The sequence below is a fragment of the Mycobacterium colombiense genome (genome assembly GCF_001665835.1).
Lineage (GTDB): Bacteria > Actinomycetota > Actinomycetes > Mycobacteriales > Mycobacteriaceae > Mycobacterium > Mycobacterium colombiense_A.
Genome location: NZ_LZSX01000089.1, coordinates 1 through 25,841 on the forward strand (window position 1 = coordinate 1; position 25,841 = coordinate 25,841).

General features: G+C 67.2%; 25 protein-coding genes. 13 read left to right on the forward strand and 12 right to left on the reverse strand.

Annotated elements, in window-relative coordinates; all coding sequences use genetic code 11:
- On the reverse strand, nt 1-467 hold a 467-nt coding region (locus tag A5760_RS21905), incomplete at its 3' end, for a DUF1906 domain-containing protein (protein WP_155764421.1).
- Nucleotides 468-527: 60 nt separating this feature from the next.
- Nucleotides 528-1,421: a MerR family transcriptional regulator gene (locus A5760_RS21910; RefSeq protein ID WP_064884689.1), complete on the reverse strand. Its 894-nt coding sequence runs from the start codon at nt 1,419-1,421 to the stop codon at nt 528-530.
- Nucleotides 1,422-1,461: 40 nt separating this feature from the next.
- Between A5760_RS21910 and A5760_RS21915 the strand changes: the two genes are divergently transcribed.
- The gene (locus A5760_RS21915; RefSeq protein ID WP_064884691.1) at nt 1,462-2,613 is read left to right on the forward strand and encodes an aromatic ring-hydroxylating oxygenase subunit alpha; all 1,152 of its coding nucleotides are present in this window, start codon (nt 1,462-1,464) and stop codon (nt 2,611-2,613) included.
- Here A5760_RS21915 and A5760_RS21920 read toward each other — a convergent pair.
- The gene (locus A5760_RS21920) at nt 2,596-3,945 is read right to left on the reverse strand and encodes a hypothetical protein (RefSeq protein WP_064884693.1); all 1,350 of its coding nucleotides are present in this window, start codon (nt 3,943-3,945) and stop codon (nt 2,596-2,598) included. The two genes, A5760_RS21915 and A5760_RS21920, sit on opposite strands and share 18 nt — an antisense overlap.
- Before the next feature lie 82 nt (nt 3,946-4,027).
- On the opposite strand from A5760_RS21920, the gene A5760_RS21925 reads away from it, so the two are divergent.
- A complete protein-coding gene (locus tag A5760_RS21925; RefSeq protein ID WP_064884695.1) occupies nt 4,028-5,494 on the forward strand; it encodes an aldehyde dehydrogenase in 1,467 nt (488 codons plus the stop codon).
- Here the strand turns inward: A5760_RS21925 and A5760_RS21930 are convergent.
- The 6 genes from A5760_RS21930 to A5760_RS21955 form a co-directional block, all read right to left on the reverse strand.
- Entirely contained in the window at nt 5,489-6,019 is a 531-nt protein-coding gene (locus A5760_RS21930) for a maleylpyruvate isomerase N-terminal domain-containing protein (protein ID WP_064884696.1), read from the reverse strand. The two genes, A5760_RS21925 and A5760_RS21930, sit on opposite strands and share 6 nt — an antisense overlap.
- Nucleotides 6,012-6,473 carry a MaoC/PaaZ C-terminal domain-containing protein gene (locus tag A5760_RS21935; protein ID WP_064884698.1) on the reverse strand — a complete coding sequence of 154 codons (462 nt, stop codon included), beginning with the start codon at nt 6,471-6,473 and terminating at the stop codon, nt 6,012-6,014. The genes A5760_RS21930 and A5760_RS21935 overlap by 8 nt, the downstream gene beginning before the upstream one ends.
- Nucleotides 6,470-7,003 carry an FAS1-like dehydratase domain-containing protein gene (locus tag A5760_RS21940; RefSeq protein ID WP_064884699.1) on the reverse strand — a complete coding sequence of 178 codons (534 nt, stop codon included), beginning with the start codon at nt 7,001-7,003 and terminating at the stop codon, nt 6,470-6,472. The genes A5760_RS21935 and A5760_RS21940 overlap by 4 nt, the downstream gene beginning before the upstream one ends.
- A gap of 13 nt (nt 7,004-7,016) precedes the next feature.
- The gene (locus tag A5760_RS21945) at nt 7,017-7,442 is read right to left on the reverse strand and encodes a nuclear transport factor 2 family protein (RefSeq protein ID WP_064884700.1); all 426 of its coding nucleotides are present in this window, start codon (nt 7,440-7,442) and stop codon (nt 7,017-7,019) included.
- 91 nt (nt 7,443-7,533) lie between these two features.
- Nucleotides 7,534-9,120, reverse strand: coding sequence for an AMP-binding protein (locus tag A5760_RS21950; protein WP_064884701.1), 1,587 nt, complete (start codon nt 9,118-9,120; stop codon nt 7,534-7,536).
- A gap of 18 nt (nt 9,121-9,138) precedes the next feature.
- A complete protein-coding gene (locus A5760_RS21955) occupies nt 9,139-10,248 on the reverse strand; it encodes an aromatic ring-hydroxylating oxygenase subunit alpha (protein WP_196772168.1) in 1,110 nt (369 codons plus the stop codon).
- Between the two features lie 94 nt (nt 10,249-10,342).
- Between A5760_RS21955 and A5760_RS21960 the strand changes: the two genes are divergently transcribed.
- Entirely contained in the window at nt 10,343-11,641 is a 1,299-nt protein-coding gene (locus A5760_RS21960) for a cytochrome P450 (protein WP_419538269.1), read from the forward strand.
- A gap of 16 nt (nt 11,642-11,657) precedes the next feature.
- Here the strand turns inward: A5760_RS21960 and A5760_RS21965 are convergent, their stop codons facing one another.
- Nucleotides 11,658-11,849, reverse strand: coding sequence for a ferredoxin (locus tag A5760_RS21965; protein ID WP_064884705.1), 192 nt, complete (start codon nt 11,847-11,849; stop codon nt 11,658-11,660).
- A gap of 18 nt (nt 11,850-11,867) precedes the next feature.
- Nucleotides 11,868-14,261, reverse strand: a complete 2,394-nt coding sequence (locus A5760_RS21970; protein ID WP_064884707.1) for a CaiB/BaiF CoA-transferase family protein — start codon at nt 14,259-14,261, stop codon at nt 11,868-11,870.
- Between the two features lie 94 nt (nt 14,262-14,355).
- Here A5760_RS21970 and A5760_RS21975 point away from each other — a divergent pair, with 94 nt between their 5' ends.
- Nucleotides 14,356-15,177, forward strand: a complete 822-nt coding sequence (locus A5760_RS21975; protein ID WP_064884709.1) for a FadR/GntR family transcriptional regulator — start codon at nt 14,356-14,358, stop codon at nt 15,175-15,177.
- A gap of 19 nt (nt 15,178-15,196) precedes the next feature.
- Nucleotides 15,197-15,913 (forward strand): SDR family oxidoreductase, encoded by a 717-nt coding sequence (locus A5760_RS21980; protein ID WP_064884711.1) that lies wholly within the window; start codon nt 15,197-15,199, stop codon nt 15,911-15,913.
- A 3-nt stretch (nt 15,914-15,916) separates the two neighbouring features.
- Here the strand turns inward: A5760_RS21980 and A5760_RS21985 are convergent, their stop codons facing one another.
- Entirely contained in the window at nt 15,917-16,777 is an 861-nt protein-coding gene (locus A5760_RS21985) for an LLM class flavin-dependent oxidoreductase (protein ID WP_064884714.1), read from the reverse strand.
- Between the two features lie 76 nt (nt 16,778-16,853).
- Here A5760_RS21985 and A5760_RS21990 point away from each other — a divergent pair, with 76 nt between their 5' ends.
- The 8 genes from A5760_RS21990 to A5760_RS22025 all read left to right on the forward strand — a co-directional run bounded on the left by A5760_RS21990 (nt 16,854) and on the right by A5760_RS22025 (nt 25,751).
- On the forward strand, nt 16,854-17,933 hold the full coding sequence (locus A5760_RS21990; RefSeq protein WP_064884716.1) for an acyl-CoA dehydrogenase family protein: 1,080 nt from the start codon (nt 16,854-16,856) through the stop codon (nt 17,931-17,933).
- Between the two features lie 5 nt (nt 17,934-17,938).
- A complete protein-coding gene (locus tag A5760_RS21995; RefSeq protein WP_196772173.1) occupies nt 17,939-19,036 on the forward strand; it encodes an acyl-CoA dehydrogenase family protein in 1,098 nt (365 codons plus the stop codon).
- Nucleotides 19,033-20,190: an acyl-CoA dehydrogenase family protein gene (locus A5760_RS22000; RefSeq protein WP_172826177.1), complete on the forward strand. Its 1,158-nt coding sequence runs from the start codon at nt 19,033-19,035 to the stop codon at nt 20,188-20,190. The genes A5760_RS21995 and A5760_RS22000 overlap by 4 nt, the downstream gene beginning before the upstream one ends.
- A complete protein-coding gene (locus tag A5760_RS22005; protein ID WP_064884723.1) occupies nt 20,187-21,122 on the forward strand; it encodes an acyl-CoA dehydrogenase family protein in 936 nt (311 codons plus the stop codon). The genes A5760_RS22000 and A5760_RS22005 overlap by 4 nt, the downstream gene beginning before the upstream one ends.
- The gene (locus A5760_RS22010) at nt 21,119-22,624 is read left to right on the forward strand and encodes a class I adenylate-forming enzyme family protein (RefSeq protein ID WP_064884725.1); all 1,506 of its coding nucleotides are present in this window, start codon (nt 21,119-21,121) and stop codon (nt 22,622-22,624) included. The genes A5760_RS22005 and A5760_RS22010 overlap by 4 nt, the downstream gene beginning before the upstream one ends.
- 40 nt (nt 22,625-22,664) lie before the next feature.
- Nucleotides 22,665-24,182, forward strand: coding sequence for an HNH endonuclease signature motif containing protein (locus tag A5760_RS22015; protein WP_064884727.1), 1,518 nt, complete (start codon nt 22,665-22,667; stop codon nt 24,180-24,182).
- Nucleotides 24,183-24,277: 95 nt separating this feature from the next.
- The gene (locus A5760_RS22020) at nt 24,278-24,640 is read left to right on the forward strand and encodes a hypothetical protein (RefSeq protein ID WP_155764422.1); all 363 of its coding nucleotides are present in this window, start codon (nt 24,278-24,280) and stop codon (nt 24,638-24,640) included.
- Between the two features lie 79 nt (nt 24,641-24,719).
- On the forward strand, nt 24,720-25,751 hold the full coding sequence (locus A5760_RS22025; RefSeq protein WP_064884731.1) for a hotdog fold thioesterase: 1,032 nt from the start codon (nt 24,720-24,722) through the stop codon (nt 25,749-25,751).
- Nucleotides 25,752-25,841: the final 90 nt, after the last annotated feature.

A 25,841-nucleotide genomic window follows, 5' to 3' on the forward strand; every position in this document is an offset into this window, starting at 1 on the left:
GATGTGTATAAGAGACAGGCGTCGGAGGGGTCGTCGTCGATCGAGGCATAAATGGGTGCACTGGCAGGCCCACCGGCCGCGGCGTGCAGCTGCATCCCGCGCTGCGCGTGCTGCAGGCCGGCGTTGGCACCGCCCAGCCAGTCCGCTGTGCTGGCCTTGCCGTACTGGTAGCAGGACACGATTTTCAGTCCGCTGCTATCGAGGTCGCGCGCCTCGGCAACCTGGATCGGCTTGCCCAGCATCCAGTTGCCGCCGGGGCGACGGTCCGAGACGTACCGAATCGACCCCACGGCGCCCGCGGCCCGGATCTGGCTGGCCGGAATGACGCCGGCCGCGTAGTCCAGCAGGGTGCCGAGCGACGCCGATGCGGGCGCCGCGCTCAGCGACGCGGCGGCCGCGCCCAGGCCCAGCAGGGCAGGGGTTGCGGCCGCGAATTTGAGCAGATCGCGCCGCGAAACGGATGACACAAGCCACAGGGTACGACACAAACCCCATATGACACGTTGATCACACCGGTCACGTGTGCATCACAGTGCCGCATCGTTCGTTTGAACGGATTGCCGCGCGGGCAGCACGATGACGCTCACGGCCTCCACTCCGCGCCGGGCGGTCTGCTGGGCGATCTCCTCTATGAAGTCGGCAGCCGCCGGGCTGATCGATCCCGCCCAGGTGCGAAATCCCTGCACGATCACCGGATCGCGCTCCAGCAGCGGTTGCACACCCCGCAGCACGCCGACCACCTCGTCGGGCAGGGGGTCGGCCAGCTGCTGGTCGATCCAGCGGCCCGCCAGCTCCGTTGCCGCAGTATCGTCTTCGCCCAGCGCGATCACGTCGGCGGCCAGGCTGCGCAACCGATCGAACAGCACCTCGTGGCCCGGGGTCTCGGCCAGTTGCGACAGCAGGGTGCTGGCCGCCGTCGGAAGCACCATCTGCCCGAACAACGCGGGAACCGGCAGGTCCCATTCGTCGAACAGGTCGGCGTACATCGCGGCGACGGGCGCCGGCAGCGGGGCGCTGAGCCGCCCGATAACCCCAATGCTGTCGCGGTGCGTGGTCGCCAACCGGTGCAGGATGTCCTCGTTGAGGTCCGCGTCGCCGCACTCGGTGGCCGCATCGATGGCCCGGATCAGGTGGTCGATCCGCTCCCGTTGCCGCATCAGCAGCGCGCGGTGCTCGTCGAGCAGGCCCGCCAGCGTGCTGTGCCCGCCTTCGATCAACCGCGCAATGTCATTGATACCGACGCCGAGGCTTCGCATCAGATCGATGCGCAGCAAGTCGAGAACCTGCTCGACGTCGAAGACCCGGTAGCCGTTGGACAGGTGATGCGCGTGTAGCAACCCGATTTTCTCGTAATGGCGAATGCGCCCGGAAGCGATGCCGGTCAAGGCCGTGACGTCGCCGATCAGCAACTGCTCAGCCACCCCTTGACCTTACAACTGTGACAAGGTCTGTACTGGGCGGATGGAGCACGACCAGCTCATCGACCTGACGCGGCGCGCGTTGAAGTTGGCGCGGGACAAGGCGACCGATCTCGCTTCGGCCCAGCACACGGTCGACGCGAGTGACTACACGAGTATCGAGCGGCACCACCGGGATCGGGCCATGCTGCTGGCCAGTCCGCAGCTGGTCGGCTACGTCTCGGAACTTCCCGCCCCGGGTGCGTACTGCACGAAGACGGTGATGGGACGGTCCATCCTGCTGACCCGGACCTCGCGGGGAACGGTCAAGGCGTTCAACAACGTGTGTCTGCACCGCCAGTCGCAGGTGGTCTCGGGCTGCGGCACCGCCAGGCGGTTCACCTGTCCGTACCACGCCTGGACGTACGACAACACGGGGCACTTGGTGGCGCTTCCGGGACGCGAGGGGTTCCCGGAAGTGGCCATCGAGTCCGACGGGCTGACCGAGCTCCCGGCCACCGAATTCGCCGGATTCCTGTGGGTGGCGCTGGATCCCGGCGCGACACTGGACGTGGCGGCACACCTGGGCCCGCTCGCCGACGAACTCGACTCGTGGGGCATCGGGCGCTGGTCCCCGCTCGGCGAGAAGGTGCTGGACTCCCCGATCAATTGGAAGCTGGCGATCGACACCTTCGCCGAGAACTATCATTTCGCCACCGTCCATCAACAGACCTTCGGCACGATCGCGCGCAGCAACTGCACGGTGTTCGACTCCTACGGGCCGCACCACCGGCTGATCTTTCCGCTCAACACCATCCGCGACCTCGATGACATGCCCGAGGATCAGTGGAGTCCGTTCTACAACGTGGTGGTGATCTATGCGCTGTTCCCCAATATCGTGCTTTCGGTGACAATCGCCAATGGTGAGCTGTTTCGGGTGTACCCCGGGGATCGGCCGGGCAGGTCAATCACCGTCCACCAGAACGCAACACCGCAGGACGTCTCCGATGACGCGGTGGCGGCCGCCGTCCAATCCGTTTTCGATTATGCGCACGCCACCGTTCGCGACGAGGATTACCGGCTGGCCGAGGGGCTGCAAGCCAATCTCGAGTCGGGAGCCCGCGACCACCTGGTGTTCGGCCGCAACGAGCCGGGCTTGCAGCATCGCCACATCACGTGGGCCCGAGCGCTGTCACAGTCAGCTGGGGTCGGCTGACAGCACCGCGATCAGATCGTCGAGAAGCTTTGCCAGCGTGTCGTTTTCGACGGGTGCGGAGCGGAACAGCAGCTCGACGGCATCCTTGCGCCGGCCGGCCGCCACCAGCGGCACGACCTGATCCACCATGGCCTGCAAAGTGGGCTCCGGCGGTGCCAGGCTCGCCACGGTGGTGGACAGCACGTCGACGAGTTCCCAATCCCGGTACAGCGCCAGCGAGCGTTCGTTGAACGCGAAGCCGGTCACCGGCTCCCCCCACATCGTTCCGCGGTAGCGATAGGGGCCCTCCATGTACTCGATCGGCAGGCCGTGCGCCGGGGCAGCCACCAGCGGCTCGCCGATGAGGTCCAGTTGCAGTGTGGGACAGGTGATCCGGTGCCGGTCGGGCATGTACCGGGCCGGGGCGAGGGGTCGCACCAAGGGCCGCATGGCCTCCGGCCATCGCACGTAGCTGCTCACCGTGACCTCGATGTCTTCGGCGCATTCCGGCGCGATCGCGGGGTCCGGGTGGCTTGTGGTGATACCGGTAAACGGCTGCAGCGCATTGCCATCTGTGCGGTCGAACTGGCGCCAGATGCTCAGGTCGACACCGTTGTCGAAATTGATCGTGCGCCATTCGTGCGACCTGGCCCGCGGGTCTCCGCCCGATCCCCCGCCGCCGGCGTACTTGGGGAACCACTGCCGATCGACGTGCCCGCTGGCGCCGGACACCTGCTGCACCACGTCTCCCCAGCGCAGGGTGCCGGTCATCGCCATGCCGGTCTGGAAATAGGAGTAGGTGTCGCTTTGACCAAAGCAGACGATCTTTCCGTTGTACGTCGACGCGCCCACCGGTGTCGGTGCGCGCGTTGGCGTTACGGCCAGGTCCAGCCGCATGCGCCGCCCGGATTGGTCCTGCCCGACCAGGCTGACCCGGTAGGTGTAGGGCAGCAGTTCACCATCACCGTTGCGGCTGGTCGTCCACGACGCGGTCCCCGCGCTGCTGTGGTAGTTGATGTCGAGATGGCCGGATGCCATCGCCAGCTTGCGCTGGGCGCCGGGCTCCATATTGGCCGGCGGCATGTCGTAGTCGGTGAAGGTGCCGTAGTCGCCGGTGTCGAGGTCGAACAGCGCCATCGTGTAGAAGTCCGCGACGATGGTTCCGCCCGGGCGGTTCTTGTTGAAGATAGTCAGGAAGGCAAACGACCGATCGGTCTCGGCGGCGTCAAGCTGACCGGCGATGAACCAGGTGTCCGACTCCTGATCGGGGTGTTCGCCTTCGGCGGCGGGAAACTCCAGCTGGCCGTCGCCGGGCACCAACTGAAACGGGTAACTGCGCCAATCGCTGGTCATATCGGGCCTCGCTGCTTTTTTCGCTATGTTAGCGTGAATAGCGAAATTGCGGTCGCGGTCCGATCCCCTGAGGAAGTGCCCGATGACAGAAACTTCCGGCCATCGCTCCTATAACGAGCTGTTCATCGGGGGCCAGTGGCGCAAGCCCGCCAATCCCCAGCAGCTCGCCGTGATCTCGCCGCACTCCGAAGAGCCGGTCGGGCATGTCCAGGTCGCGGGACCCGAGGACGTCGACGCCGCGGTCGCCGCCGCACGGCACGCCTTCGATCACGGTCCGTGGCCGCGGATGAGCCATGCCGACCGGATGGCCAAGGTTGAACAGCTCGCCGGGATCTACGCCGGCCACGCCGACGAGATGGCCGATCTCATCACCGACGAGATGGGGTCACCGCGCAGCTTCAGCCGGATGGGCCAGGGGGCGGCCGCCGCGGCCCTGATCCACCTGTCGCTGGCCGCCGCCCGCGAGTTCCCGTGGGAGGAACGCCGCCAGGGTGTGCTCGGCGAAGTCCATCTGCGCAGGGCCCCGGTCGGGGTGGTCGGGGCGATTGTGCCGTGGAACGTGCCGCAGTTCTTGATCATGCCCAAGCTGATCCCGGCGCTGATCGCGGGCTGCACGGTCATCATCAAGCCCGCGCCCGAAACGCCGTTGGACGCTTTGTGGTTGGCCGAGATGATCGAGCAGATCGGGTTGCCCGAAGGCGTGGTGTCCGTGCTGCCCGGCGGTCCCGAGATCGGTGAGGCGCTGGTCCGCCATCCCGGAGTGGACAAGGTCGCGTTCACCGGTTCCAGTGCCGTCGGCCGCCGGATCGCCGCGCTGTGCGGCGAGCAGCTGAAACGGGTGAGTCTGGAGCTGGGCGGCAAGTCCGCGGCGATCATCCTCGACGACGCCGACATCGCCAAGACGGTGGCCGGCCTGAAGTCCGCGGGGTTGATGAACAACGGCCAGGCCTGCGTCGCGCAGACCCGGATCCTGGTCAGCGACCGTAAGCACGACGAGGTGGTCGACGCGCTGGCCGACATGATGTCGGCGCTGAATGTCGGCGACCCGGCCGATGAGTCGACGGACATCGGACCGCTTGTGGCCCAACGACAACAGCGCCGCGTCCAGGACTACATCAAGTCGGGCCGCAGCGAAGGCGCGCGCGTCGTGCTCGGTGGCGAACAGAGCCCGTCCGAGCGCGGCTGGTATGTCCAGCCGACGCTGTTCGCCGACGCCACCAACGACATGCGCATCGCCCGGGAGGAGATTTTCGGGCCGGTGCTGACGGTGCTGCGCTACCGCGACGAGGACGACGCGATCCGCATCGCCAACGAGACCGACTACGGCCTGGCCGGTTCGGTGTGGACCGCCGACATCGAACACGGCCTGGACGTCGCGGCCGCGGTCCGCACCGGAACCTACGGCATCAACATGTACACCCTGGACATCGGCGCACCGTTCGGCGGCTTCAAGCAGTCCGGCATCGGGCGTGAATTCGGGCCCGAGGGCCTGCACGAGTACGTCGAACTGCAGACGCTGATATGCAAGGGCCAGCTACCGCCGCTATAGCGTTTCCGGCCTCCACCATGGGTCGCGGCCAAGCCGCGCCAAAAGCTTTGCTTGCGAAGCGCTTTCGTCGCCAATGGCGATTGGCGCACCGAACATCCCGGACGCGGCCAAGCCCTGGGGGTCCTCCGGTAGGCCGGAGCAGAACAGTTCACACCACGTGGGGTCCAGGCCGTCGTCGGCGCCCACCGCGCGGGCGAGGTCCCAGGTGTGCACCAGGACATCACGGGTCAGGTTCGGCATCAACCGGTACCCATCGAGCTGAGTCGCTCCACCGGATCCAAGGGCCTTCGTCAACGAGTCATGGGTGAGTTGCCATCGCGCCCCAGGGTCGTCGCGTGGCCGGTCGGGCTTCAACGCCAAGGGACGCAACAGAAGAACATCATGGAACCCAATCACGTGTTCGAGCACTCCCCGGGCGTCCCACGCATCACACGGTGATGGACGGTCCCACTTGCCGTCCGCCGCGGCGACCGCCGCACCGAAGCGACGGCACACCGCCAGGTGCAATTCGCCGACTTCATCCATCGCTGTCGCGCGGGGACTCGGGCACCTGTAGGGTCAGCTCGACCGGGCAGCACAGCGCACCATGCTGATTGGTCACCTGGATTTCGACGTCGACCAGGCAGCGCGGCGGGTCCACCGAGGTGTCCCGGCGCTTCGCCACGGCCCGGCCCCGGCCGATCATCGTGTCGCCGGCGTACACCGACCCGGCCAGCCGCATGGATCGGCGCACCACCCGCGACCGCGGACCCGCCCAGTCCGTCGCGACGCGGTCGGCGAACCCGGCCAGGTGCATCGTGTTCACGTAGATCGTCGGATTTCCCTGCGCCTGAGCATAATTCGGATCGAAATGGCCGGGGAAATAGTCCCATGTCGCTCCGGCGTTCTCCACCACCCGCTGGTAGCTGATGTGGTCGACAACTTCCGGCAGCTCCACCGGAACGGTGAGATGGCTCCAGTCCAGGCCGTCGCCGCTCATGAGGAGGCCTCGGGAGTGAACCGGAACAAGGTATTGCGGCAGGTGGCCACCACCACGGTCCCGTCCTGGCGGCGAAAGGTCTCCAGCGTCTCGACGAAATGACCGACGCCGAGCCGCGTCTGCTTTTCCGGTGACACCGAGACCAGCTCGTCGACAACGGTCAGCACGTCACCCTCGACGATGGGCTCTGGGAACTCAACCTCGTTGGCCGCGTTGATGAATGTGGTACCGGGCAGCGGCACCCGCAGGGCGATCAACGAAGCCGTCCCTCGACCCCCAGGTTGCCACGGCGGTGTGATCAGCCAGCCCATCAACAGCGCCGGCGGCGCCAGCAGGCCTCCCCAGTGCTGCCGGGCGAACTCTGAATCCCAATACGAGCGATTGCCGTCCCGGACCATCGCGGCGAACAACTGGATGCGTGCGGCGCTGACCGCGGTCGCCGCCGTGCGCGGCTCGCTTTTCGTGCCGACCATCCGCAGCGCATCTTCATAGGTGCCGAAGGCCAGCCGCTGACTGAAATCCTGATCCACGTATCGGTGTCGCTCACATGACGAGCGGGTGCCGACTCGGGACCGAATCCCATTCCAGCACACGGGAAGTGAAATACCAGCCACCGCGCTCGTAGATCAGCTTGTCCTTGAAGGTGCCCGTGGCCCGCAGCGCGATGTCGCCGAACATGCTGGCGAACAACACGACGACACAATGCTGGACCGCATCGACCCCGTCGACTTGGATCTCGTGGTCGACGGTGATCATGCGCTGTCCGTCACCGCCATCAAAGGCCGCGCTCAGATCGTCGAACACCTCGCCATCGCGGGTGTAGCTGGCACCGGAGTGGCGGAAGGTCGCGATCCAGCGCTTGCGGTTGCCGTCGGAATAGGCCCGATTGTGCCGAGCATTCAGGTTCAGGATGGCAGCGCGCCCGGTGACGGCTTGGAGCATTTGCTGTTCCTGATAGGTCATGGTCATCGCTTTCCAGCCTCTCTCGGAAATGACTGCCAGCAATCGGCTGATGGAACACTAAGGCAACTTGACGACTATTGCGTGACATTAATGGAACCTAACGGCTAACGATATACCCCCTATTTTCACGATCCCACGCTCCCGGATTGACGCCCCGTTCACGCAATAGGTCCTTACGAATCCGGCCGATCACATTCTTGGGGAGCTCGCTCACCGTCTCCACGAATCGCGGCACGCAGAAGTAGGGCATGCGCGCCGCACAGAAGTCGAGGAGTTCCGCGAAATCCAGTGTGGCGCCGGGCTGCACCGTGAGGACCACCAGGACGTCGTCCTCTCCCAGCTCGCTGGGCACGCCGACCGCCGCGGCCTCCACCACGGCGGGATGGCGCATGACAACGCTCTCCACTTCGACCGAAGAGATGTTCTCACCGCGGCGGCGCAACGCATCCTTGATTCGATCCACATAAGTCAGATTCTGATCGCGATCGAGCCGCCCGAGGTCGCCGGTGCGAAACCATTCCGGATGCGGTTTTAGTTGCGAATCCGCGCCAACGTAGCCTTCGCTCATCACGTGCGGATGCCTGGGCCGACAGGCGATCTCACCCACGATGTCGGTGGGCAATGGGTTTCCTTGTTCGTCGAGGATGCGCACGTCGAAATCGGGGTTCGGCCGCCCCGAGGTTCCGGGAACCCCGTCGTCGGCCAGCGCCTTGACCGCGATCGGAAACGCCTCGGTGAGCCCGTACATCGTGACGATGCGGCAGCCGTAGCGCTTTTCGATGTCGCGGTAGGAGCCCGCGTCGATCGGTGCGGCGGAGATGAACCGCAACGGCAGCCGCGCGTCGCCCGGATCCGCGGGCAGATTCCGCAGCATCGAAACCATCGCCCCGGCGCCGGCGAATCCGACGGCACCGCGGGCACGTATGTCGTCCCACACCTCGCCGGGGTGAAAAGCCCCGGCCAGCACCGTCGTTGCGCCGACCAGCATGGGCGCCAAGATGCTGGGCGCCGCGCTGAGGTGGAACAGCGGCATCGCCGTCCACAGCACCTCGCCCTCGCGAAATTCCCAGGCCGATGAGACGGTCGCGGCCACCGAAAACAGGTAGTGCCAGGTCGTGGCCACCGCTTTGGACGGGCCGGTGGTGCCCGACGTGTAGAACAAGCAGCCGAGGTCGCCCGGCTCCCCGGCGCTGTCGGCCGGTGCGCGGTCCGTGTCCTGACAAAGCGTCGCGGTCAGTGAATCATCTTGCACCACAATGCTCGTCAGGAATTCCGCCGCGTCGGCGACCTCGGCGGCGCGGGGCCGGCGTTCGGCGTCGGTCAGCATCACCTTGGCCTGCGACAGCCGAAGGGCGTGCAGCAGGAAGTCGCCCTTGTTCGCGGCATTGATCGCCGCGCTCACTGCCCCGATCCGCGCGGCGCCCAGCCAGAAGTACACCCATTCCGGACAGGTGCCGGTGAACAACGCGACGCGGTCACCGGGTCCGACACCCAAGTCGGTCAACAGGTTTGCCGCCGCGCAGGACCGCTGGCGCATCTGCTCGAACGTCACGTCGACTCCGGCGATCGACATCATCACCCGATCGGGGTACTGCTGTGCGCGGCGATCGAGTACGGCCGGCACGGTGAAACGCTCGGCGCCGTAATCGGAGGGCTGCGCGGGCCCGCTGCGGTCAGCGCACATCAGGCTGGTTGGCTCTGGTCAAGCTTTGGCGGCCGCCGGGTCGGGCGCGCCATCGGCGCTGTAACCGAAGTCGGAGGGCGACGGCTCCTCCCCCGGATAGAAGCGGTGCGCCCACCGGCGCAGGGCCGCGTAGTCGTGCGCCTCTTCTGGAGCCAGGTTCGGCTTCTCCAGGTATTTCATGTTCTCCCAGGTGAAGAAGTCCTGTTTGATGACCTCTTGCTGCAGGGCGAGGAACCGGGCGGCACGTCCGGTGGGCACGGCACCGCTGTCGCCCGGTTCACGTACGGACGCCTGGGTGTAGAAGTAGTCGGTGTAGTCCTCGTCGACCGGCGTCTGGCCGGTGACCTGCACGGTGGCCACCAGCTCGCTGGGAAAGCGCACCACGCCCAGGCCCAGCGAGTAGTTGTCGTAGATGATCTTGGCGTCGACCGGACCGTTGGGGGTCAGCCACGTCTGCGCCCGGCCGCCGCCGAAATGGGCGTTGACGGTGGCGTGCAGGTGATAGCCGGCCACCTCGAACGACGCCGTGGTGGCCGGATTGGCGGCCTTGTGCACGTACTGAACGTGGTAGGGGTCGGCGGCGTTTTCGATGATCATCTGCGGATGCACCTTGACGCGGTTGAGCATCTGGGTGTGCGGGTGCAGCGGGTAGTACTCGTTGGTTTCCAGTTCCGGCAGCACCGGCGGCTGCCAATACGGCGCCCGGCCGTGGCGCTCGTGCCAGGCCAGGATGAAGCCGTACCACTCCATGCTCGGGTAGGTCCGGATGCGGACGTTGTTCTTGCAGCCGATCTTGCTGTAGGGAATCAGCGCGTTGGTGCCGTCGCCGCGCCACTGCCAGCCGTGCCAGGGGCAGACGATGTTTTCACCTTCCACGGTGCCGCCGACCCCGAGGTTGGCGCCGAGGTGCTGGCAGTAGGCCTCCATCACGTGAACCTGGCCCGATGCGGTGCGGAACAGCACCAACTCCTCACCGAAGTAGTGCGCGCGTCTGACCTGGCCGGGAGCCAGGTCGGTTCCGAAGGCGACGATGAACCAGCCCGTCGGGAAACGGTAGGTCGACAGGGCGATGCCGCCCGGGCCGAACTCCCGTTCTGAAGGGTCTGACTCTGGAATCGTATTCGTCACGAGAACTCCGTTTCCCACGCGACCGGGCGCACTTTGGGCCGCTCTTACCTCACCGCGTTTCGACGACTAAAGTCTATTTTTACTATTTTAGACATTGAACGTCAACGCGACGCCGGCCGGTGGTCGCGTGGTGCCTGAGCCAATGGGGGTTCGCATGACGGCCGCTGCGGTGGACCTTTCCGACTTCGCCTTGTGGCGTAACGGTTTTCCCGACGAGTTGTTCGCCGACCTGCGGCGCACCATGCCGCTTTTCAAGCACGACCTGACACCCGGTGTCGCCGACACCGTCAGGCGCCAGTTCTGGGTCGCCACCAAACACCGGCACGCGGTCCGCCTGCACCGCGACACCGAGTCGTTCACCGCGGCCGACGGCCCGCTCATCCAGCCGGTCGCCATGTTCTCGGCGTCCCCCACGATCATCACGCTGGACCCGCCGGACCTGAACAAGCGCCGCAAACTGATCTCGAACGCCTTCAACCCGCGTGCGATCGCCAAGCTGGAGAACGGCATCCGGGCGCGCGCGGCGCGGATGATCGACGGTCTGCTCGCCAACGGCGGTGGCGACTGGATCGAGGACGTCGCCGACGCGCTACCGATGACGGTGATCGGCGACATCATCGGCATCCCGGACGAGGACCGGCCGCGAATATTCGACATCTTCGACCGCATCCTCAAGGCGCTTGCGCCCGAGGCGGGCCCGAGCGGCCAGGTGGAACTCGAGTTGTTCGGCTCGGTCTTCAGCTACGCGACGGAGCTCACCGCCGACAAGCGGCGCAACCCGACAGACGACATCTGGAGCACGCTGGCCACCGCGGTGATCACCGGCGACGACGGCGAGCAGTTCAGCCTGCCCGAGAACGAACTCGAGTTCTTCTTTTTCGTGCTGGCGTTCGCCGGCAGCGACACCACCAAGAACGCACTGGCCATCGGGCTGCAGGCGTTCGTCGCCAACCCCGAGCAGATCGAACGCTATCGCCAGGAGGAAGCGCTGCGGGCCGGCGCGGTCGAGGAGGTGCTGCGCTGGGCGTCGCCGGTGGCCTACTGGACGCGCACCGCAAAGGTCGACGTCGAGATGGACGGCCAGCACATCGCCAAGGGCGACCGGGTGGTGTCGACGCTGCGCTCGGCCAACCGCGACGAGGAGGTCTTCGAGTCGCCGTTCACCTTCGACATCGGCCGGCAGCCCAACCCCCACGTGGCATTCGGGGGCGGCGGACCGCATCACTGCCTGGGCGCCATGCTGGCCCGCGCGGAACTCCGCGCGGTCCTCGACGAGCTGTTCCTGCGCTGCGATGACATCGAGATCGGCCCGGCGAAGGTGGCCCATCCGAACCTGACCACCAACATGTCGATCTACGACGAGATGGCCATCTCGCTGACCGAGCGGCGCTGAGCACGCCGATAGGCAGTCAGTCCTGCAGACGCAACGCGGCCTTGGGACATTGGTCCACCGCGGCGCGCACGTCGATTTCCAGGCGCGGCGGCACGGGGCCGTCCGCGATCTGCACCACGTCTTCGTCACCCAGCTCGAACACCTCCGGCGCAAGCGATTCGCAGAAGCCGTTGGCCTCACACAAGTTCTCGTCGACCGTTACGCGCATCAAATGCCCTCCACTTCTCTAGAGGCCCTTGGGTCGGGTCCCGATCACCCCGCCGGTCGCGAGGCGTGTCAGATCTCCGTCGGTCAGCCCGCACCGATCGCGCAGGATCTCTTCATTGTGCTCGCCCAACCTGGGCGGCGGCCGCAGCAGCCACTGATCCTGACCGGCGAGCCGAGCGAACGGCGGACAGGGGTACAGGCCGAGGCCGGTGCTCGCATGATGCAACGACTCGAAAAAGCCGCGCTCGCGCAGTTGCGGATTGTCGGTGACCAGCGACGGCGACACCACCGGGGCCGCGGGAACACCCGCGCCGGCCAGCCGATCCACCGTCGGGCCAAGCGGCTGCCCGGCGAACCAGTCCGCCAGCCGGCCATCGATGTCGTCGGCTCGACCGTGCCGGCCGGCGACGGTGGACAACTCGTCGTCGCCGCACCACGCCGGCCGATCCATCACGTCCACCAGCGCGCGCCACTGCGCGTCGTCGCGAACGGTGATCGCGATCCAGTCGTCGGATCCGGCGCAGCGGTAGATGTTCTGGATCGCCACACCGTGGCCGCGGTTGCCGCGACGGCTCAGCGTCGCCCCGAAGACCTCGGACTCGATCGCCTGAATCGCGGTGGCGTTGAGCACGGTTTCGAGCATCGGCAGCTCGACCAGCTGGCCCGTCCCGGTGCGTTCGGCGAAGCTCAGCGCGGCCAGCACGGCGAAGGCGGCATGCACACCGGCCAGGGGATCGCAGGCCCCGCGCGGTGTCACCGGTGGGGCGTCGGGCAGGCCGGTCACCCAGGCCAAGCCGGCGATCTGTTCCATGGTGGGAGCGAACCCGACGCGTTCCCGCCATGGCCCCTCGACACCGAACGCGGGCATCCGGGCGAACACCAGTTTCGGGTTGACCTCGCGCAGCACGTCGTCGGTGAGCCCGAATTGCTCCATCACCCGCGGCGAGAAGTTCTCGATCACGACGTCGGCACCGGCGACCAACTCGGTGAACAGGCGACGGCCCTGCTCGGAGCCCAAATCCAGTGTGACCGAACGCTTGTTGGTGTTCATCGCGTGGAACACCCAGCCGTACTCCCACCAGTCGTCCACGTCGGTGCGCATCCCGCCGGAGTATCGGATGCCGTCGGGACGCTGGATCGACTCGATCTTGACGACGTCGGCGCCGAAGGCGGCCAACAGATGGGTCGCGGCCGGCCCGGCCCAGAACGCGGTGAGGTCGACGATGCGAACACCGGCCAGCGGCAGCCCGTCCAGCGCCGGCTCGACGTCGGATTCCACACGGCGCCAAGGGGTCTCGTCGTCGGCCTCACCACGAAGGGGCGTGTCACCCACGGGTGCTGGCGCGCACACCGACATCAGCCAGGGCGGCCGGGGCTGATCGAACCCGGCGGGGTTGCGGGTGAAGACCTCTCGCTCGCGCACGTACTCCAGCTCCCGGATGGTGGAGCCGTTACCCAGCGCGGCGATCGGCAGCCGGAACAGTTGTCCGAGTTCGACGATCTCGGCGACGGTGCGTTCGGCCAGCCACGGACGAATCTGCTCGCGGATCAGGTCGCGGTATTGCCACCGGCCGATTTGAAATCGGAGCTGTTCGATCTCCTCGAATTGCGGGCACTCGACCATCGCGGCGAAGTCGAGCCACTGCTGACCGGTGACCATGGTGATCCCGACGTAGCCGTCCTTGGCGGGTTCGATCGACGGGACCTCCGTGGTGCGCCGGATCGGCGGGACGCGCAGCAGCTGCGAATGCAGCCATTCGCTGCTCTGCATCGTGGTCAACGCTTCCAGCATGGACAGGTCCAGGTGTTCGCCGGGCCCGCCGCGCTCGACGCGACGGCGCAGCGCCAGGGCGCCGAACGCGGCGAACACGCCGCCCATGTACTCGCCCAGATCGCCGCCGATGGAGATCGGCGGCCCGGCCGGATCGCCGCGGAAGCCGGGCGAACCCGCCCACGCCTGCAGGGTGAACTCGGTGGCGGCCCGGTCCGCGTAGGGTCCGGTCCAGCCGAAGTCGGAGATGCTGACGATGATGACTCGCGGCGAGTGTTCCAGCAGCTGTTGTGGGTCGATGCCCAGCGCCGCGGCGCGCGCCCGGCCCGCCGTCACGACGACGACGTCGGCGCCGGCCAGTTCGTCGCGATAGCGCTGCGAGTCGGGGGCGAAAGTCATGCTGCGCTTGCCCGCGTTGAGGTAACTGAAAAACGGCCCGCTGTGTCCCTGGGGAATCGAGGAAGCACTGGCGGAGTAGCGCCGCAACCAATCCCCTTGCGGCGGTTCGATTTTATGCACCTGCGCGCCGGCATCGCGCAGCAGCTTCCCGCAGTAGCTGCCCGCTATCCGGTCACTGATCTCGACGACACGCAAATCGTGTAGCGGTGTCGGCCGGCTTTCGGACCGCTCGCTCAATTGCACCCGCCCTTCCGATCGACATGCGACCAGAGAAGCTATTTATATCATTACTGCTAAAATAGCTAAGCCAGCGAGTTGCATTTGTTTCGAGGATCGGATGACCGCCTTGGGAATTGGCCCCGACGCCCGGCGCCGGTTGTCGGCGCCGCGGATCGCCGAAATCGTAGCCGATGAGTTGCGCCGTCAGATCATCGACGGCGAGCTCGCGGACGGTGATCTCCTGCCGCGCCAAGAGCTGCTCGTCGAACAATTCAACGTGAGTTTGGTGTCGCTGCGCGAAGCCCTGCGGATCCTGGAGACCGAGGGGCTGGTTTCGGTGCGGCGCGGCAACCGTGGTGGCGCCGTCGTCCACGCCCCGGCGAAGACCAGCGCCGCTTACATGCTCGGGTTGTTGCTGCAGAGCGAGTCCGTCGAGCTCGCCGATCTTGGCATGGCCCTGCAGGAACTCGAGCCCGCCTGCGCCGCGTTGGCCGCCCGCCGGCCGGACCGGGCGGACACCCTGGTACCCGAGCTCACCCGAATCAACGAGTCGATGGCCGAAAACCTGGACGACGGACGGCTTTTCACCGAAATCGGGCGCGAATTCCACGATCAGGTCGTCCGCGGCTGCGGCAATCACACGATCATCGCGGTCGTGGGCAGCCTGGAGACGCTGTGGACCAGCCACGAACGGCAATGGGCCGACGAGAGTGCGTCCCGCGGCACCTACCCGTCGCTCACCCAGCGCCGCGCGGTGCTCAACACGCACGTCAAGCTGACCGAGACCATCGCCGAGGGTAACGTTGACCGGGCTCGCCGCATCGCGGGTCGCCATCTGGCCGACACGCAGACCTATGTCCTGTCCGGTCAGCACGATCAACGCATCTATGCGCTCTCCCCGCAGGCGTTGTCGCGGCCGCGGGATATCCGGCATTCCTGACGAGCGGCCTGCAACGGTCATGCGAACCGCATTGGTCACCGGCGGCAGCGGCGGGATCGGAAAAGGATGCGCCCGCAAGCTGGTTGAGCGTGGCTACGACGTGGTGCTCTCGGCGCGCCGCGAGGCCCCGTTACGCGCCGCCGCCGAGGAGCTCGGTGCCCGGCACATCGTGGCCGACGCGTCTGACCCCAGCGGATTCCCCGCTGCGATAAGCACATTGGAGACGATCGACCTGGTCGTTCACGCGGCCGGTGCACTGGGCGGAACCTACGCGCGCAAGCAGACCTTCGAACAGTGGCACGCGATCATGTCGGCCAATCTGGATTCGTGCTTCGTGGTGACATCTGCGGTGCTGCCGAAAATGACGGCGGGCTCGCGGCTGGTGTTCATCTCGTCGTCGGCGGCACACGAGCCGATGCCGGCCCGCACCGCCTACTCGGCCTCCAAAGCCGGCATGAATGCGTTCGCCCGCGCCCTGGCACTGGAGGTCGACCGCGACGGCATCAGCGTGCACATCGTCACGCCGGGACCGGTGGCCACCGAGATGCTGCAGGACGTTCCGTTCGAGATGTACGCGATCGGGGTGTCCGACGTCGCCGAGGCGGTTGCCTGGCTGGACACCGTCGATCCGTCGGTCGATCTGCCGGAGATCCGCTTGTCCGCCGTGGAGCGCGGTCCGTTCGCGCGACCGCCGGTGGTGCCGACCGAGGCGCGGCGCCGCGCGCGACGAGGGTGAGGTCTACGCCGCCGGGAAGGCTTTGATCACCGATTCACCGAACTCTTGCAGGGAGTCCGGGGCCGCGAAGTCGGCGAACCACACGTAGAACCGCTCGACCCGCTGGGCGGCCAAACCGCGGAAGTGCCCGATCAGCTCGTCGGCATCGCCGCAGACCAGCCCGGACCCCAGGTTGCCGAATCGACGGGTGCTCACCTCGCGCACGCGGTCGGGGTCGCCGCCCGACCGCACGAAGCCGACCATCTGCTGAATCGACATCCGGGCCGTTCCCGCGGCCGGGGCGAGCTTCGGCAGCCGGTCGAGCTGGTTCGCCGGCAGATTCCACCAATCTGCGTATCTGCGAACGAGTTCCATCATCTTAGGCCCGCTGCCACCCAGGACCAGCGGTATCGGGTAGGACCGGCGCGGAGCCTGCGGGGCCGGGCCGGATTGGTCGTCTGCGTCGCCCCAGTACCGCCTGATCAATTCCAGGTGGCCGCCGAGTTGTTCGACCCTGGCCCGCGGATCTTGTTGGCCGACATCGAATCTCGCGAATTCCGAGGGCCACGATCCCGCCCCGAGGCCCAGCTCGAACCTGCCCCCGGATGCCTCCGACAACGTGACCGCCTGCTTGGCGAGCACGGCAGGATGCCGAAACGCGTCACACAGCACCAGGTGACCGATCCGCAGCCGCTCGGTCTTGGCCGCTACCCAGGTGGCAACGCCCATTGCCTCCCAGATGCTTTCGTCGGGCAGCCCGGGCGCCTCGAGGTGATCGATGAAGGCGATCCCGTCGAAGCCGCTGGCCTCGGCGTGACGTGCCCGGTCCGCGATGTCGGCCACCGACAATCGCACCTGCGGCAGGAACAGATACCACTCGGCCATGCGCCACCTCAACGTCGGGTTCCGTGCGATTGCGACGGCACGGCTAGTTTATTATCTTTACTATGTTAGAGGTCTTATGGATGTCGGACTGAGCTCGGAGCAGCTGTCGCTGCGCGACACCGTACGCGGCATATTACGTACGGAGTGCCCGCCCGACGCCGCACGTCAAGCGATCACCGATCCGGAGCGCTGGCGCACCCTGTGGAAGACGGTCGTCGACCTGGGCTGGACCGAGCTCGCCGCCCCCTCAGAGGAAGGGGCCGGCGACTACGGCCCCGTCGAACTGGCCGTGGTCCTCGAGGAATGCGGTGCGGCGATTGCGCCAATTCCGTTGCTGGGCAGCGTCGGACTGGCCGCGGGCCTGCTGCGCAACACGGGGCTCGACTCGGTGCTGACCGACATCGCCGGCGGCGTCGTGGCGACCCTGGCCGTCCACGCCCCGGGATCCCGACTGCCCGGGGCGCCGATGACGCTGCGCCAGGGACGCCTGCGCGGCACTGCGGTTGCCGTCCCCAACCTGTCGCGCGCGGAGCTCGTCGTCACCCTGGCCCGCTCCGGCGCCGGTGACACCGTGGCGGCCGTGGCCCGCTGCGGCGACGGCGTCACCGCGGTGCCGGCGGCCGAATCCACCGATCCCGCTCATCCGTTGGCAGGCGCCGAGATCGACGCCGAGCCCATCGCGATTGCGCCGGTCGACCTCGAGTCGGCCTTCGCGGCGCCCTGGGTGGCCGCGGCCGCCGACCTCCTCGGCGTGGCGAGCGCAACGTTGCACCGCTCGGTCGAGTACGCGAAATCACGGCGCCAGTTCGGCCGGCCGATCGGCGCGTTCCAGGGCGTCAAGCACGCACTGGCCGACAACTACGTCAGCGTCGAGCGTGCCCGCAGCCTGACCTATGCCGCGGCGGCCCGGCTCGCCGACCCGACCGCGCCCCCGGCAGATCTATGGACCGCCGCGGCGCTGGCCAAGGCGGCGGCCAACGACGCGGCGACCGGCTGTGCACGCACCGCGGTCCAGGTGCACGGCGCCCTCGGGCAGACCTGGGAGCACGACGCCCACCTCTATGTCCGGCGCGCCTGGCAGGGTGCCGCCATGCTGGGCGACAGCCGCTCCCTGTACTACGAGGTGGGCCGCCGATTCTGCGGGGGTGCCGCGTGAGCGCGGTGGTGGAGGAATTCGGCGCCTGGTTGGCGGAGTTTCTGCCCGACGACTACTACGCGAACTATCGGCAATACCGCTGGGATCTGGGGCTGCGGCGCGATTACCAGCGCGCCTCGTTCGAGGCCGGCTGGTTGCAGCCGACCTGGCCTCGCGAGCACGGCGGTCGATCGCTGGGCCTGCGCGACGCCATGGAAGTCCGGATCGAGGCGGCGCTTCGGTCCGCACCCAAATTGCCCAACGTTCAGGGCCCCGGCGTCGCCGCACCCGGAATTCGTCAGTTCGGCACACCCGCCCAGATCGAGCGTCTGCTCGTTCCGCTGTTGCGCGGCGACGAGTGGTGGGCGCTGGGCATGTCCGAGCCCGAGGCGGGGTCGGATTTCGCCGCCCTGCGCACCCGCGCGGTGCGCGACGGCGACGCGTTTCGGGTCGACGGCCACAAGATCTGGACCACCCAGGCGCACCTGTCGCGCTGGTGCACCCTGTATGCCCGCACCGATCCGGAAGCACCGAAACACCGGGGCATCTCCTGCCTCATCCTCGATCTGCATTCCCCCGGGGTCACGATCGAGCCCATCCGGATGGCGTCCATCTCCGACGAGACGTTCTGCGAGGTCTTCCTCGACGACGTCGAGGTGCCTGCCGAGAATCTGCTGGGACCGCTGAACGGCGGCTGGAACGTCGCCCTGTCGTCGCTGCACCATGAGCGCCAGATGATCTGGATCATGAACTGGGTCGAGATCAAACGCGGGCTCGACTCGGTGCGCGAGGCCGGCGCCACGGACTCGAGCCGGGACGTGTACGCCGAACTCGGTTCGCTGCTCGCGGACGCCGAAGCGTTGCGCGCCACCGGATATCGCGCTCTGGGCAACGAACTCGCGGGACGTCAAAGCCCGGAAGCCGACACCATGAAGCTGCTCGGATCGCTTACCTTGCAGCGTGTTTGGGAACTGAGTGCGGCCGCCGCAGGCCCCGATTCGGCCACCGATCCGGATCTACTGTTCGAACGTCAGGACGCGCTGGCCGCAACGATCTACGGCGGAACGTCGGAGGTTCAGCGCAACATCATCGCCGAGCGGCTGCTCGGGTTGCCGAAGGGATGACGACAATGGATTACGACCTCGGCGACGACGCCGGGCAACTGCGCGGCCATCTGCGCGAGCTGGTTGCCAACCACATCCCCGCCGACTTCCTGGGTGCCTGCACCGAGAACCCGCAGGACCTCGCCACCACCGAGACGTTCTGCAAACTGCTGGCCACCGAGGGGCTGCTGGCGCTGGCTTGGCCGAAAGAGCATGGCGGCGGCGGTGGTTCGGTCTGGCAGCAGACGGTGCTGCGCGAGGAGATGTGGGCCCAGCACGAGCCGCGCGGTCCGCAGTACATGGGGATCAACTGGGTCGGGCCCGCGCTGATGCGATACGGGACGGCCGAACAGAAGGCCAAGCACCTGGCGGCCATCGCCTCCGGCGACGTGATCTGGTGCCAGGGCTTTTCCGAGCCGGAGGCCGGCACCGACCTGGTGTCGTTGCGTACCCGCGCCGTCGCCGACGGTGACGGGTGGCGCATCACCGGCCAGAAGGTGTGGACGTCGTACGCGCTGATGGCATCCTGGTGCGTGTTGGCGGCGTGCACCGACCCCGAGGCTCCAAAACACAAGCGGCTCACCCTGTTTCTGATCCCGATGGACCGGGCCGGCTTCACCGTCCGGCCGATCCCGTCGATGCTGGGACCGCACCACCTGAACGAGATGTTCCTGGACGACGTACAGGCGTTCCCCGGCGACGTGCTCGGCGAGGTCGGCGACGGATGGCGGGTGATGCGCGAAGCGCTGGCGTTCGAGCGGGTGGGCATCGCCCGCTACGCGCGCTGTGAATCGCTGCTCGAACGCATGCGCGCCCAGCTCGGCGACGACTGGGATCAGCTGCCCGAAACGATCCGCACCCGGTGGGTGCGGGCGCTTGTCGACCTACGGGTCGCCCGATTGCTGGCCTATCGCGCGGTCTCACTGCAGGACGACCCGGCGGCGGGGGCGGCCGCCAGTGCCGCGCGCATCATCACCACGACGTGCGATCAACTCGTCGCGGAGTTGCTGTTCGACGTGCTGGGCCCGACGGCGCTGGACAGCGGGACCTCCGCGGCACTGCACGGAGCCATCGAAGACCATTGGCGCTACGCGCAAGCGGCCACCGTCGCATCGGGCACCATCGAGGTGCAGCGCATGCTGGTGGCACGAGACGTATTGGGAGAACACAGGTGAAAACCGATCTACCACAAGACATCAGCGACTTCGCCGCCGTCGCCGGCAAGCGGCTCACCCGGCTGGGCGGTCCGCCGGCCGCGCTGCGCGCCGAGACCGACGACGCCATCCGGGATGCGGCGCGTGCCGCGCTGAACGATGTCGGCGCGTTCGACCTCGACGTCCGCTCGGCGCCGGATGACCTGCTGGCCGCGGCGGTGCTGTGTCAGGCCGCCGGCGCCACCGTGCTCCCCTACCCGTTGGTGGAGGAACTGCTCGCGATCGATGGCGCGCGCCTGGCCCTGGTCAATCCGAAAGGCCCGCGTATCGACCACGGCGACCTGGCCGGCGACTGGGTCGCCGCGGACCTGGACGGCAATCGGTACCGGCCACAGCCGGGCTCGCGGACCGGCGCCAAGCTGGGGCCGTTCCTGGTCCCGGCCACCTTGAGCGCACCCGAGGGCACCGTGCCCGCCGGCGACGTTAACCTTCATCTCGTGCTGGGATCATGGCGGATTCTGGGAGCGGTGCAGCAGTCGTTGCGGATTGTCACCGAGCATGTGCGCGCCCGGATTCAGTTCGGCAAGCCGCTCGCGGACTTTCAGGCCGTCAGATTCGCCGTCGCCGATGCGGCCGTCGCGGTCCGCGGACTGCACGAGCTCGCGAAGTACACCATCTGCCGCTCGGATTCGCTTCCCGCGCAGATTCATTCGGCCGACGCCCTGATCCTGCGGCTCAAGGCCGCCGACACGGCACGGCAGGTGATGCGCTCGTCCCACCAGCTGCTCGGAGCGCTGGGCTTCTGCGACGAGTCCGACGTCAGCGTGCTCGATCGGCACACCCAACCGCTGATGCGGCTGCCGCTGGGCACCGAGGAGCTCGCCGTGCGCCTGATGCCCTGCGTGTCGGACGGGTCGTTCGAGACGCTGTTCAGTGAGCCGGTATCGGCATGACCGAATCCCCCGCGGCCGCGATGACGCCGAATCCGTTCGACGAGGGAGTCCCATTCGGGATCAAACTGCAGCAGCTGGCCGAAGAGCGGCGCGACGATCCGGGCGTCACCATCGTCGCGCTCGATGGCACCGCGGAGCCGCTGACCTTCGGCGACCTCGACGCCCGCGCCAACCAGTGGGGACGGGCTCTGGCCGCCAGCGGCGCCCAAACGGGTTCTTTTGTCGCGCTTGCTATCCCGAATTCTCGGCATCTTGTACTCGCCACGTTGGGGTGCTGGAAGATCGGCGCGGTTCCCGTCCCCATGCACTGGGATCTGCCCGAGTGGGAGCGCGATCGGGTGCGGGCGGTGATCGACCCCGCCGTCGTCGTCGACGAGCAGAGCCGCTGGGAGCTCGACGCCCGCGCGGCCGCCGAGTCCGCCGATGCCCTACCGGTCGCCGTCTCCCCCACCGCCAACGGGATCTGCAGCAGCGGGTCCACCGGTGTGCCCAAAGTGATCCTGAATCTGGCGCCGTCGCTGTGGATCCCGCAGCAGGGCGAACCCTTCCTTTCGAACTGGACACCGGTGGCGCAGCCGCAAACCATCATGGTGCCCGCGCCGATGTATCACACCAACGGCTTCGCCACCTTCCTGATGATGCTGGCCGGCGACCATCTGGTCATCCTCGAAAAGTTCGATGCGGCACTGGTTCTCGATGTCATCGAACGTTTCCGGATCACCAACTTCACCGCCACCCCCACCATGCTGGCGCGCATCGCCGCCCGGCCCGACGTGCGGCAGCGGGACCTGTCCAGCATCGTGTTCGTCCTGCAGGGCGCCGCGGTGATGCCGCCGTCGCTGCTGCACACCTGGTTCGAACTGCTCAGCCCCGAGCAGATGGTGACGGCATACGGCATGACCGAAAACCTCGGGCTCACCGCGTTGCGCGGCGACGAGTGGCTCGCCCACCCGGGCAGTGTGGGCCGCGGTTTCCGGGATACCGAGATCCGGATCCTGGACGCCGACAAACGACCGCTGGGCCCCGGCGAGGACGGGGACATCTACCTGCGGGCGCCGATGAGCGCGGGATACCGCTACCTGGGCGGGGCGCCCCCACTGCCGTCGACCGAGGACGGCTTCCGCTCGGCCGGCGACATGGGCCACCTCGACGAGGACGGCTACCTCTACATCGTCGACCGCCGCGTCGACATGATCGTCACCGGCGGCGCCAACGTCTTTCCGGCCGAGGTGGAGTCCGCGCTCGCCGGCCACCCCGGCATCGCCGACGTCGTCGTGATCGGGCTGGCCGACAAGCAGTGGGGTCGCCGGGTGCACGCGGTTATTCAGCGCGCCGACGCCGACGGCGCCGCGCCTCTGAGCGAACAGCAGGTGATCGAGTACGCGAAGAATCGCCTCGCTCCGTACAAGGCGCCCAAGACCGTCGAGTTCGTCGACGCGATTCCGCGGACCGCGGCGACCAAGGTCAACCGCTCGGCGATGATCGAGGCCCGGGGCGGCTGAGCGCGAAGGCTTGTCAGAGCTACGCCGTATAGTCGAATGTATGTTCGAAGCGACCACCGGCCGCGGATCGCCACCAGAGGTGATCGCTCGGTTTGACGCCATGTTCGCGCGCCTATGTCCGGCCGCTACGCCCGAGTCCGCGGCATTGCTGGAACGGATCTGTTCGTCGTCGCGCGCGGAGAACCAAGCGGCCGGTGACCGCCTGGTGGCAATTGGCGAACTCGACATGCTGCGGCTGCGCCAGTACGGGGAACGCGAGACCTGGGTGACCGACACGTGGGATTCCATATCCGCAGAGATCGCCGCCGCGCTGGGAATCAGCCAGGCGCTGGCGTCGAGTTACCTGAACTATTCGCGCGCCATGCGCAATCGGCTACCAAAAGTGGGCTCCGCGTTGGTTTCCGGTGACATCAGTTATTCGACGTTCCAGACGATTGTGTTCCGCACCGACTTGATCAACGATGCTGAGGTGATGGCCGCGGTCGATGCCACGCTCGCGCTACGAGTGCAACGGTGGCCGACAATGACGCGCGGGCGACTGGCCGCTGCGGTGGATCGGGTGGTGGCCCGGGCCGATCGCGACGCGGTCCGGCGACGCCGCGAGCACCAAGCGAGTCGTGAGTTCTCCATTTGGGACGGAGGCGACGGCCTGTCAGAGGTTCACGCAAGGCTGTTCGCCACCGATGCCCATGCCGTGGACGCTCGGCTGAATGCCTTGGCCGGCACTGTTTGTGACGGTGATCCGCGAACTCTGCAGCAGCGTCGCGCCGATGCAATGGGGGCATTGGCGGCCGGCGCCGAACGGCTGCTCTGCCGCTGCGGGCAGCCGACGTGTTCCGCCGGCGCGCGCTCGGTGCCCCGCCCGGCCGTGATCCACGTGGTGGCCAGCCAATCCACCATTGACGGCGCCTCGCCAGACCCCGGCTCGATCATCGGCACCGACGTGCTCGTCCCTGCGGAGTTGGTTGCGCAACTTGCCGACTCGTCGAGACTGCGACCGCTGGCGCATCCCGGGGACGCACCGCCGGAGCGCGGGTACGTCGCTTCACAGGCGCTGGCCGACTTCGTGCGCTGCCGCGATTTGACGTGCCGCTTCCCCGGGTGCGACAGCCCCGCGACCGAAGCGGATCTCGACCATACGATCCCGCACTCTCAGGGCGGTGCGACGCACGCTTCCAATCTGAAATGCCTTTGCCGCACACATCATCTGATCAAAACCTTCTGGGGATGGCAGGACGAGCAGCTGCCTGACGGCACGGTGATCTGGCGCTCCCCGTCGGGGCACACCTACGTGACCACCCCGGGCAGCGCGCTGCTGTTTCCGTCCTTGTGCGCGCCCACCGGTGAGATCGCCTGGCCTCGGCAGCCCGACCGCCTCACCGATCGTGGCGCGATGATGCCGCGACGGCAGCGCACCCGCGCGGACAACCGCGCGAAGTACATCGCCGGCGAACGCCGGCATAACCGCGCATCCCGCGTCACCTCCGAAACGAGTCGGGGGGCACAACCGCTCACCACTCAAGGTCATCCGCCCGACCCGGAACCACCGCCCTTCTAGTTCCTGCAATTTGGGATCGGTAGCGGAAAACAAGCGCAAGACTTTTGCCAATCGTCGGCAACCACTACGACCGACAGCAGCGAAAGGAACGCGTCGTGGCCCGCATCCACATCATGAAAAAGCTCATCGCCGGCGCCTTGATGTCGGGTGGTCTGGCGATGGCCGGTGCGGGGCTCGCCGCAGGCACCGCCCGGGCCGACAACCCCGACTGGGGCCCGGCGCACCATTGGTGCCCAGGCGAACCGCTACCGGCGACCGGTAACCACGTCACGGACCCTTTCCGCGGCTGGGACACGAGCGTCTGCCACACCTACTACTACCTCTGGCCGGGCATGGGCAACGTCTCCAACATGATCTGGGACGGGGACAACCCGCCGCCGAAGCCCCCGCCACCGCCGGCACTCATCACCAGAGACAACTGCCAGCAGATACTCGGGATCTTCTGCCCCAAGGCCTAAGCGCCACCTCCCGGCCGCCAGGCGCGGTAACCTCATTCTCATAGCGCGAGCAGCGCGCTAGGGAAGGGACCGATCGCTCATGGCCGACCCCGGCGACGACGTGGAGATCACCCGTAGCGACCGCTTCATCAAGACCGCCGTGGCGATACTGGGCGAGACGGGCCGCACCGACTTCACCGTGCAAGAGGTGGTCGCGCGCTCCAAGACGTCGCTGCGCGCCTTTTACCAACACTTCAGCAGCAAGGATGCACTGCTGCTGGCGCTGTTCGACCGAACCATCGCCCAATCGGTGCAGGCGTGGCGCACCGAAACCACGGGGCTGGACAGCACCTCGGCACTGAAGTTGCTGATCGACCGGCTCAGCCAGCAGCCGGAGTCGAGCACGCAGGACAGCCTCAACCGGGCTTTGACCCTCTACAACCAGCACCTGGCCGAGACCCGGCCCCGCGAATACGCGCGTGTGCTCTCTCCCCTGCACGGCCTGATTCGCGACATCGTCGGGCAGGGCATCACCGAGGGAGTCTTCAACCCCGGCTTGGACGTCGGCGCGGCGGCCGCCATCGTCATGCAGACAATAATGGGTGCGCAGCGATTGCATTGGCTCGGTTCGGAATTGAATGGATCACCGGTCGACGCCGGCCAGCTGTATGACTTCTGCAGTCGCGCCCTGGGCATCCGCGACACCGACGAAGAATCGGCCGCCCCGTCGCTGGCCGAGCTGTTCGCCCAGATCGGCATGCGCCCGGGCACCCGCAACGGCGAATTCGCCATGACCATGCCGGTCAGCCCCGCTGTCGTCAACACGTCCGGCGCGCTGCAGGGTGGCCTGATCGCCACGCTCGTCGACGTGGCTGGCGGACAATTCGGGCTGGACTATCTGCAACCGGGCACCACGATGACCACCGCGGATCTGTTCATCCGCTACCTGCGGCCGGTCCGCCAGGGCTCGGCCTTCGCGGTGCCCACGATGCTGCGCTCCGGGCGACGAGCGATGGTGATGCAGGTGGACATATACGGCGACGGCGACGACGACCTCCTGGCGACCGCGACCGTCAACTTCGCCGTGATCGAGGGGACCACACCAAAGCTCCCAAGCTGGCCGGACGCCTGAGCCGGCGGGCCGACCAAAGATCCGGTACACCTAATTCCGCGTAAGTGGTAACGTCGTTACCACACAGTGAGAATTTAAGGCTTCTGCAAG

Bases quoted from the DNA above. Each gene is read 5' to 3' on its own strand.
- A5760_RS21975 (WP_064884709.1), top strand. From the start codon at position 14,356: ATGACCGCCTTGGGAATTGGCCCCGACGCCCGGCGCCGGTTGTCGGCG.
- A5760_RS21950 (WP_064884701.1), bottom strand. From the start codon at position 9,120: ATGTGCGCTGACCGCAGCGGGCCCGCGCAGCCCTCCGATTACGGCGCC.
- A5760_RS22000 (WP_172826177.1), top strand. From the start codon at position 19,033: ATGACGACAATGGATTACGACCTCGGCGACGACGCCGGGCAACTGCGC.
- A5760_RS21930 (WP_064884696.1), bottom strand. From the start codon at position 6,019: ATGGATGAAGTCGGCGAATTGCACCTGGCGGTGTGCCGTCGCTTCGGT.
- A5760_RS21945 (WP_064884700.1), bottom strand. From the start codon at position 7,442: ATGACCATGACCTATCAGGAACAGCAAATGCTCCAAGCCGTCACCGGG.
- A5760_RS21965 (WP_064884705.1), bottom strand. From the start codon at position 11,849: ATGCGCGTAACGGTCGACGAGAACTTGTGTGAGGCCAACGGCTTCTGC.
- A5760_RS22015 (WP_064884727.1), top strand. From the start codon at position 22,665: ATGTTCGAAGCGACCACCGGCCGCGGATCGCCACCAGAGGTGATCGCT.
- A5760_RS21935 (WP_064884698.1), bottom strand. From the start codon at position 6,473: ATGAGCGGCGACGGCCTGGACTGGAGCCATCTCACCGTTCCGGTGGAG.
- A5760_RS21925 (WP_064884695.1), top strand. From the start codon at position 4,028: ATGACAGAAACTTCCGGCCATCGCTCCTATAACGAGCTGTTCATCGGG.
- A5760_RS21915 (WP_064884691.1), top strand. From the start codon at position 1,462: ATGGAGCACGACCAGCTCATCGACCTGACGCGGCGCGCGTTGAAGTTG.
- A5760_RS21990 (WP_064884716.1), top strand. From the start codon at position 16,854: ATGGATGTCGGACTGAGCTCGGAGCAGCTGTCGCTGCGCGACACCGTA.
- A5760_RS21980 (WP_064884711.1), top strand. From the start codon at position 15,197: ATGCGAACCGCATTGGTCACCGGCGGCAGCGGCGGGATCGGAAAAGGA.
- A5760_RS22025 (WP_064884731.1), top strand. From the start codon at position 24,720: ATGGCCGACCCCGGCGACGACGTGGAGATCACCCGTAGCGACCGCTTC.
- A5760_RS21920 (WP_064884693.1), bottom strand. From the start codon at position 3,945: ATGACCAGCGATTGGCGCAGTTACCCGTTTCAGTTGGTGCCCGGCGAC.
- A5760_RS22010 (WP_064884725.1), top strand. From the start codon at position 21,119: ATGACCGAATCCCCCGCGGCCGCGATGACGCCGAATCCGTTCGACGAG.
- A5760_RS21985 (WP_064884714.1), bottom strand. From the start codon at position 16,777: ATGGCCGAGTGGTATCTGTTCCTGCCGCAGGTGCGATTGTCGGTGGCC.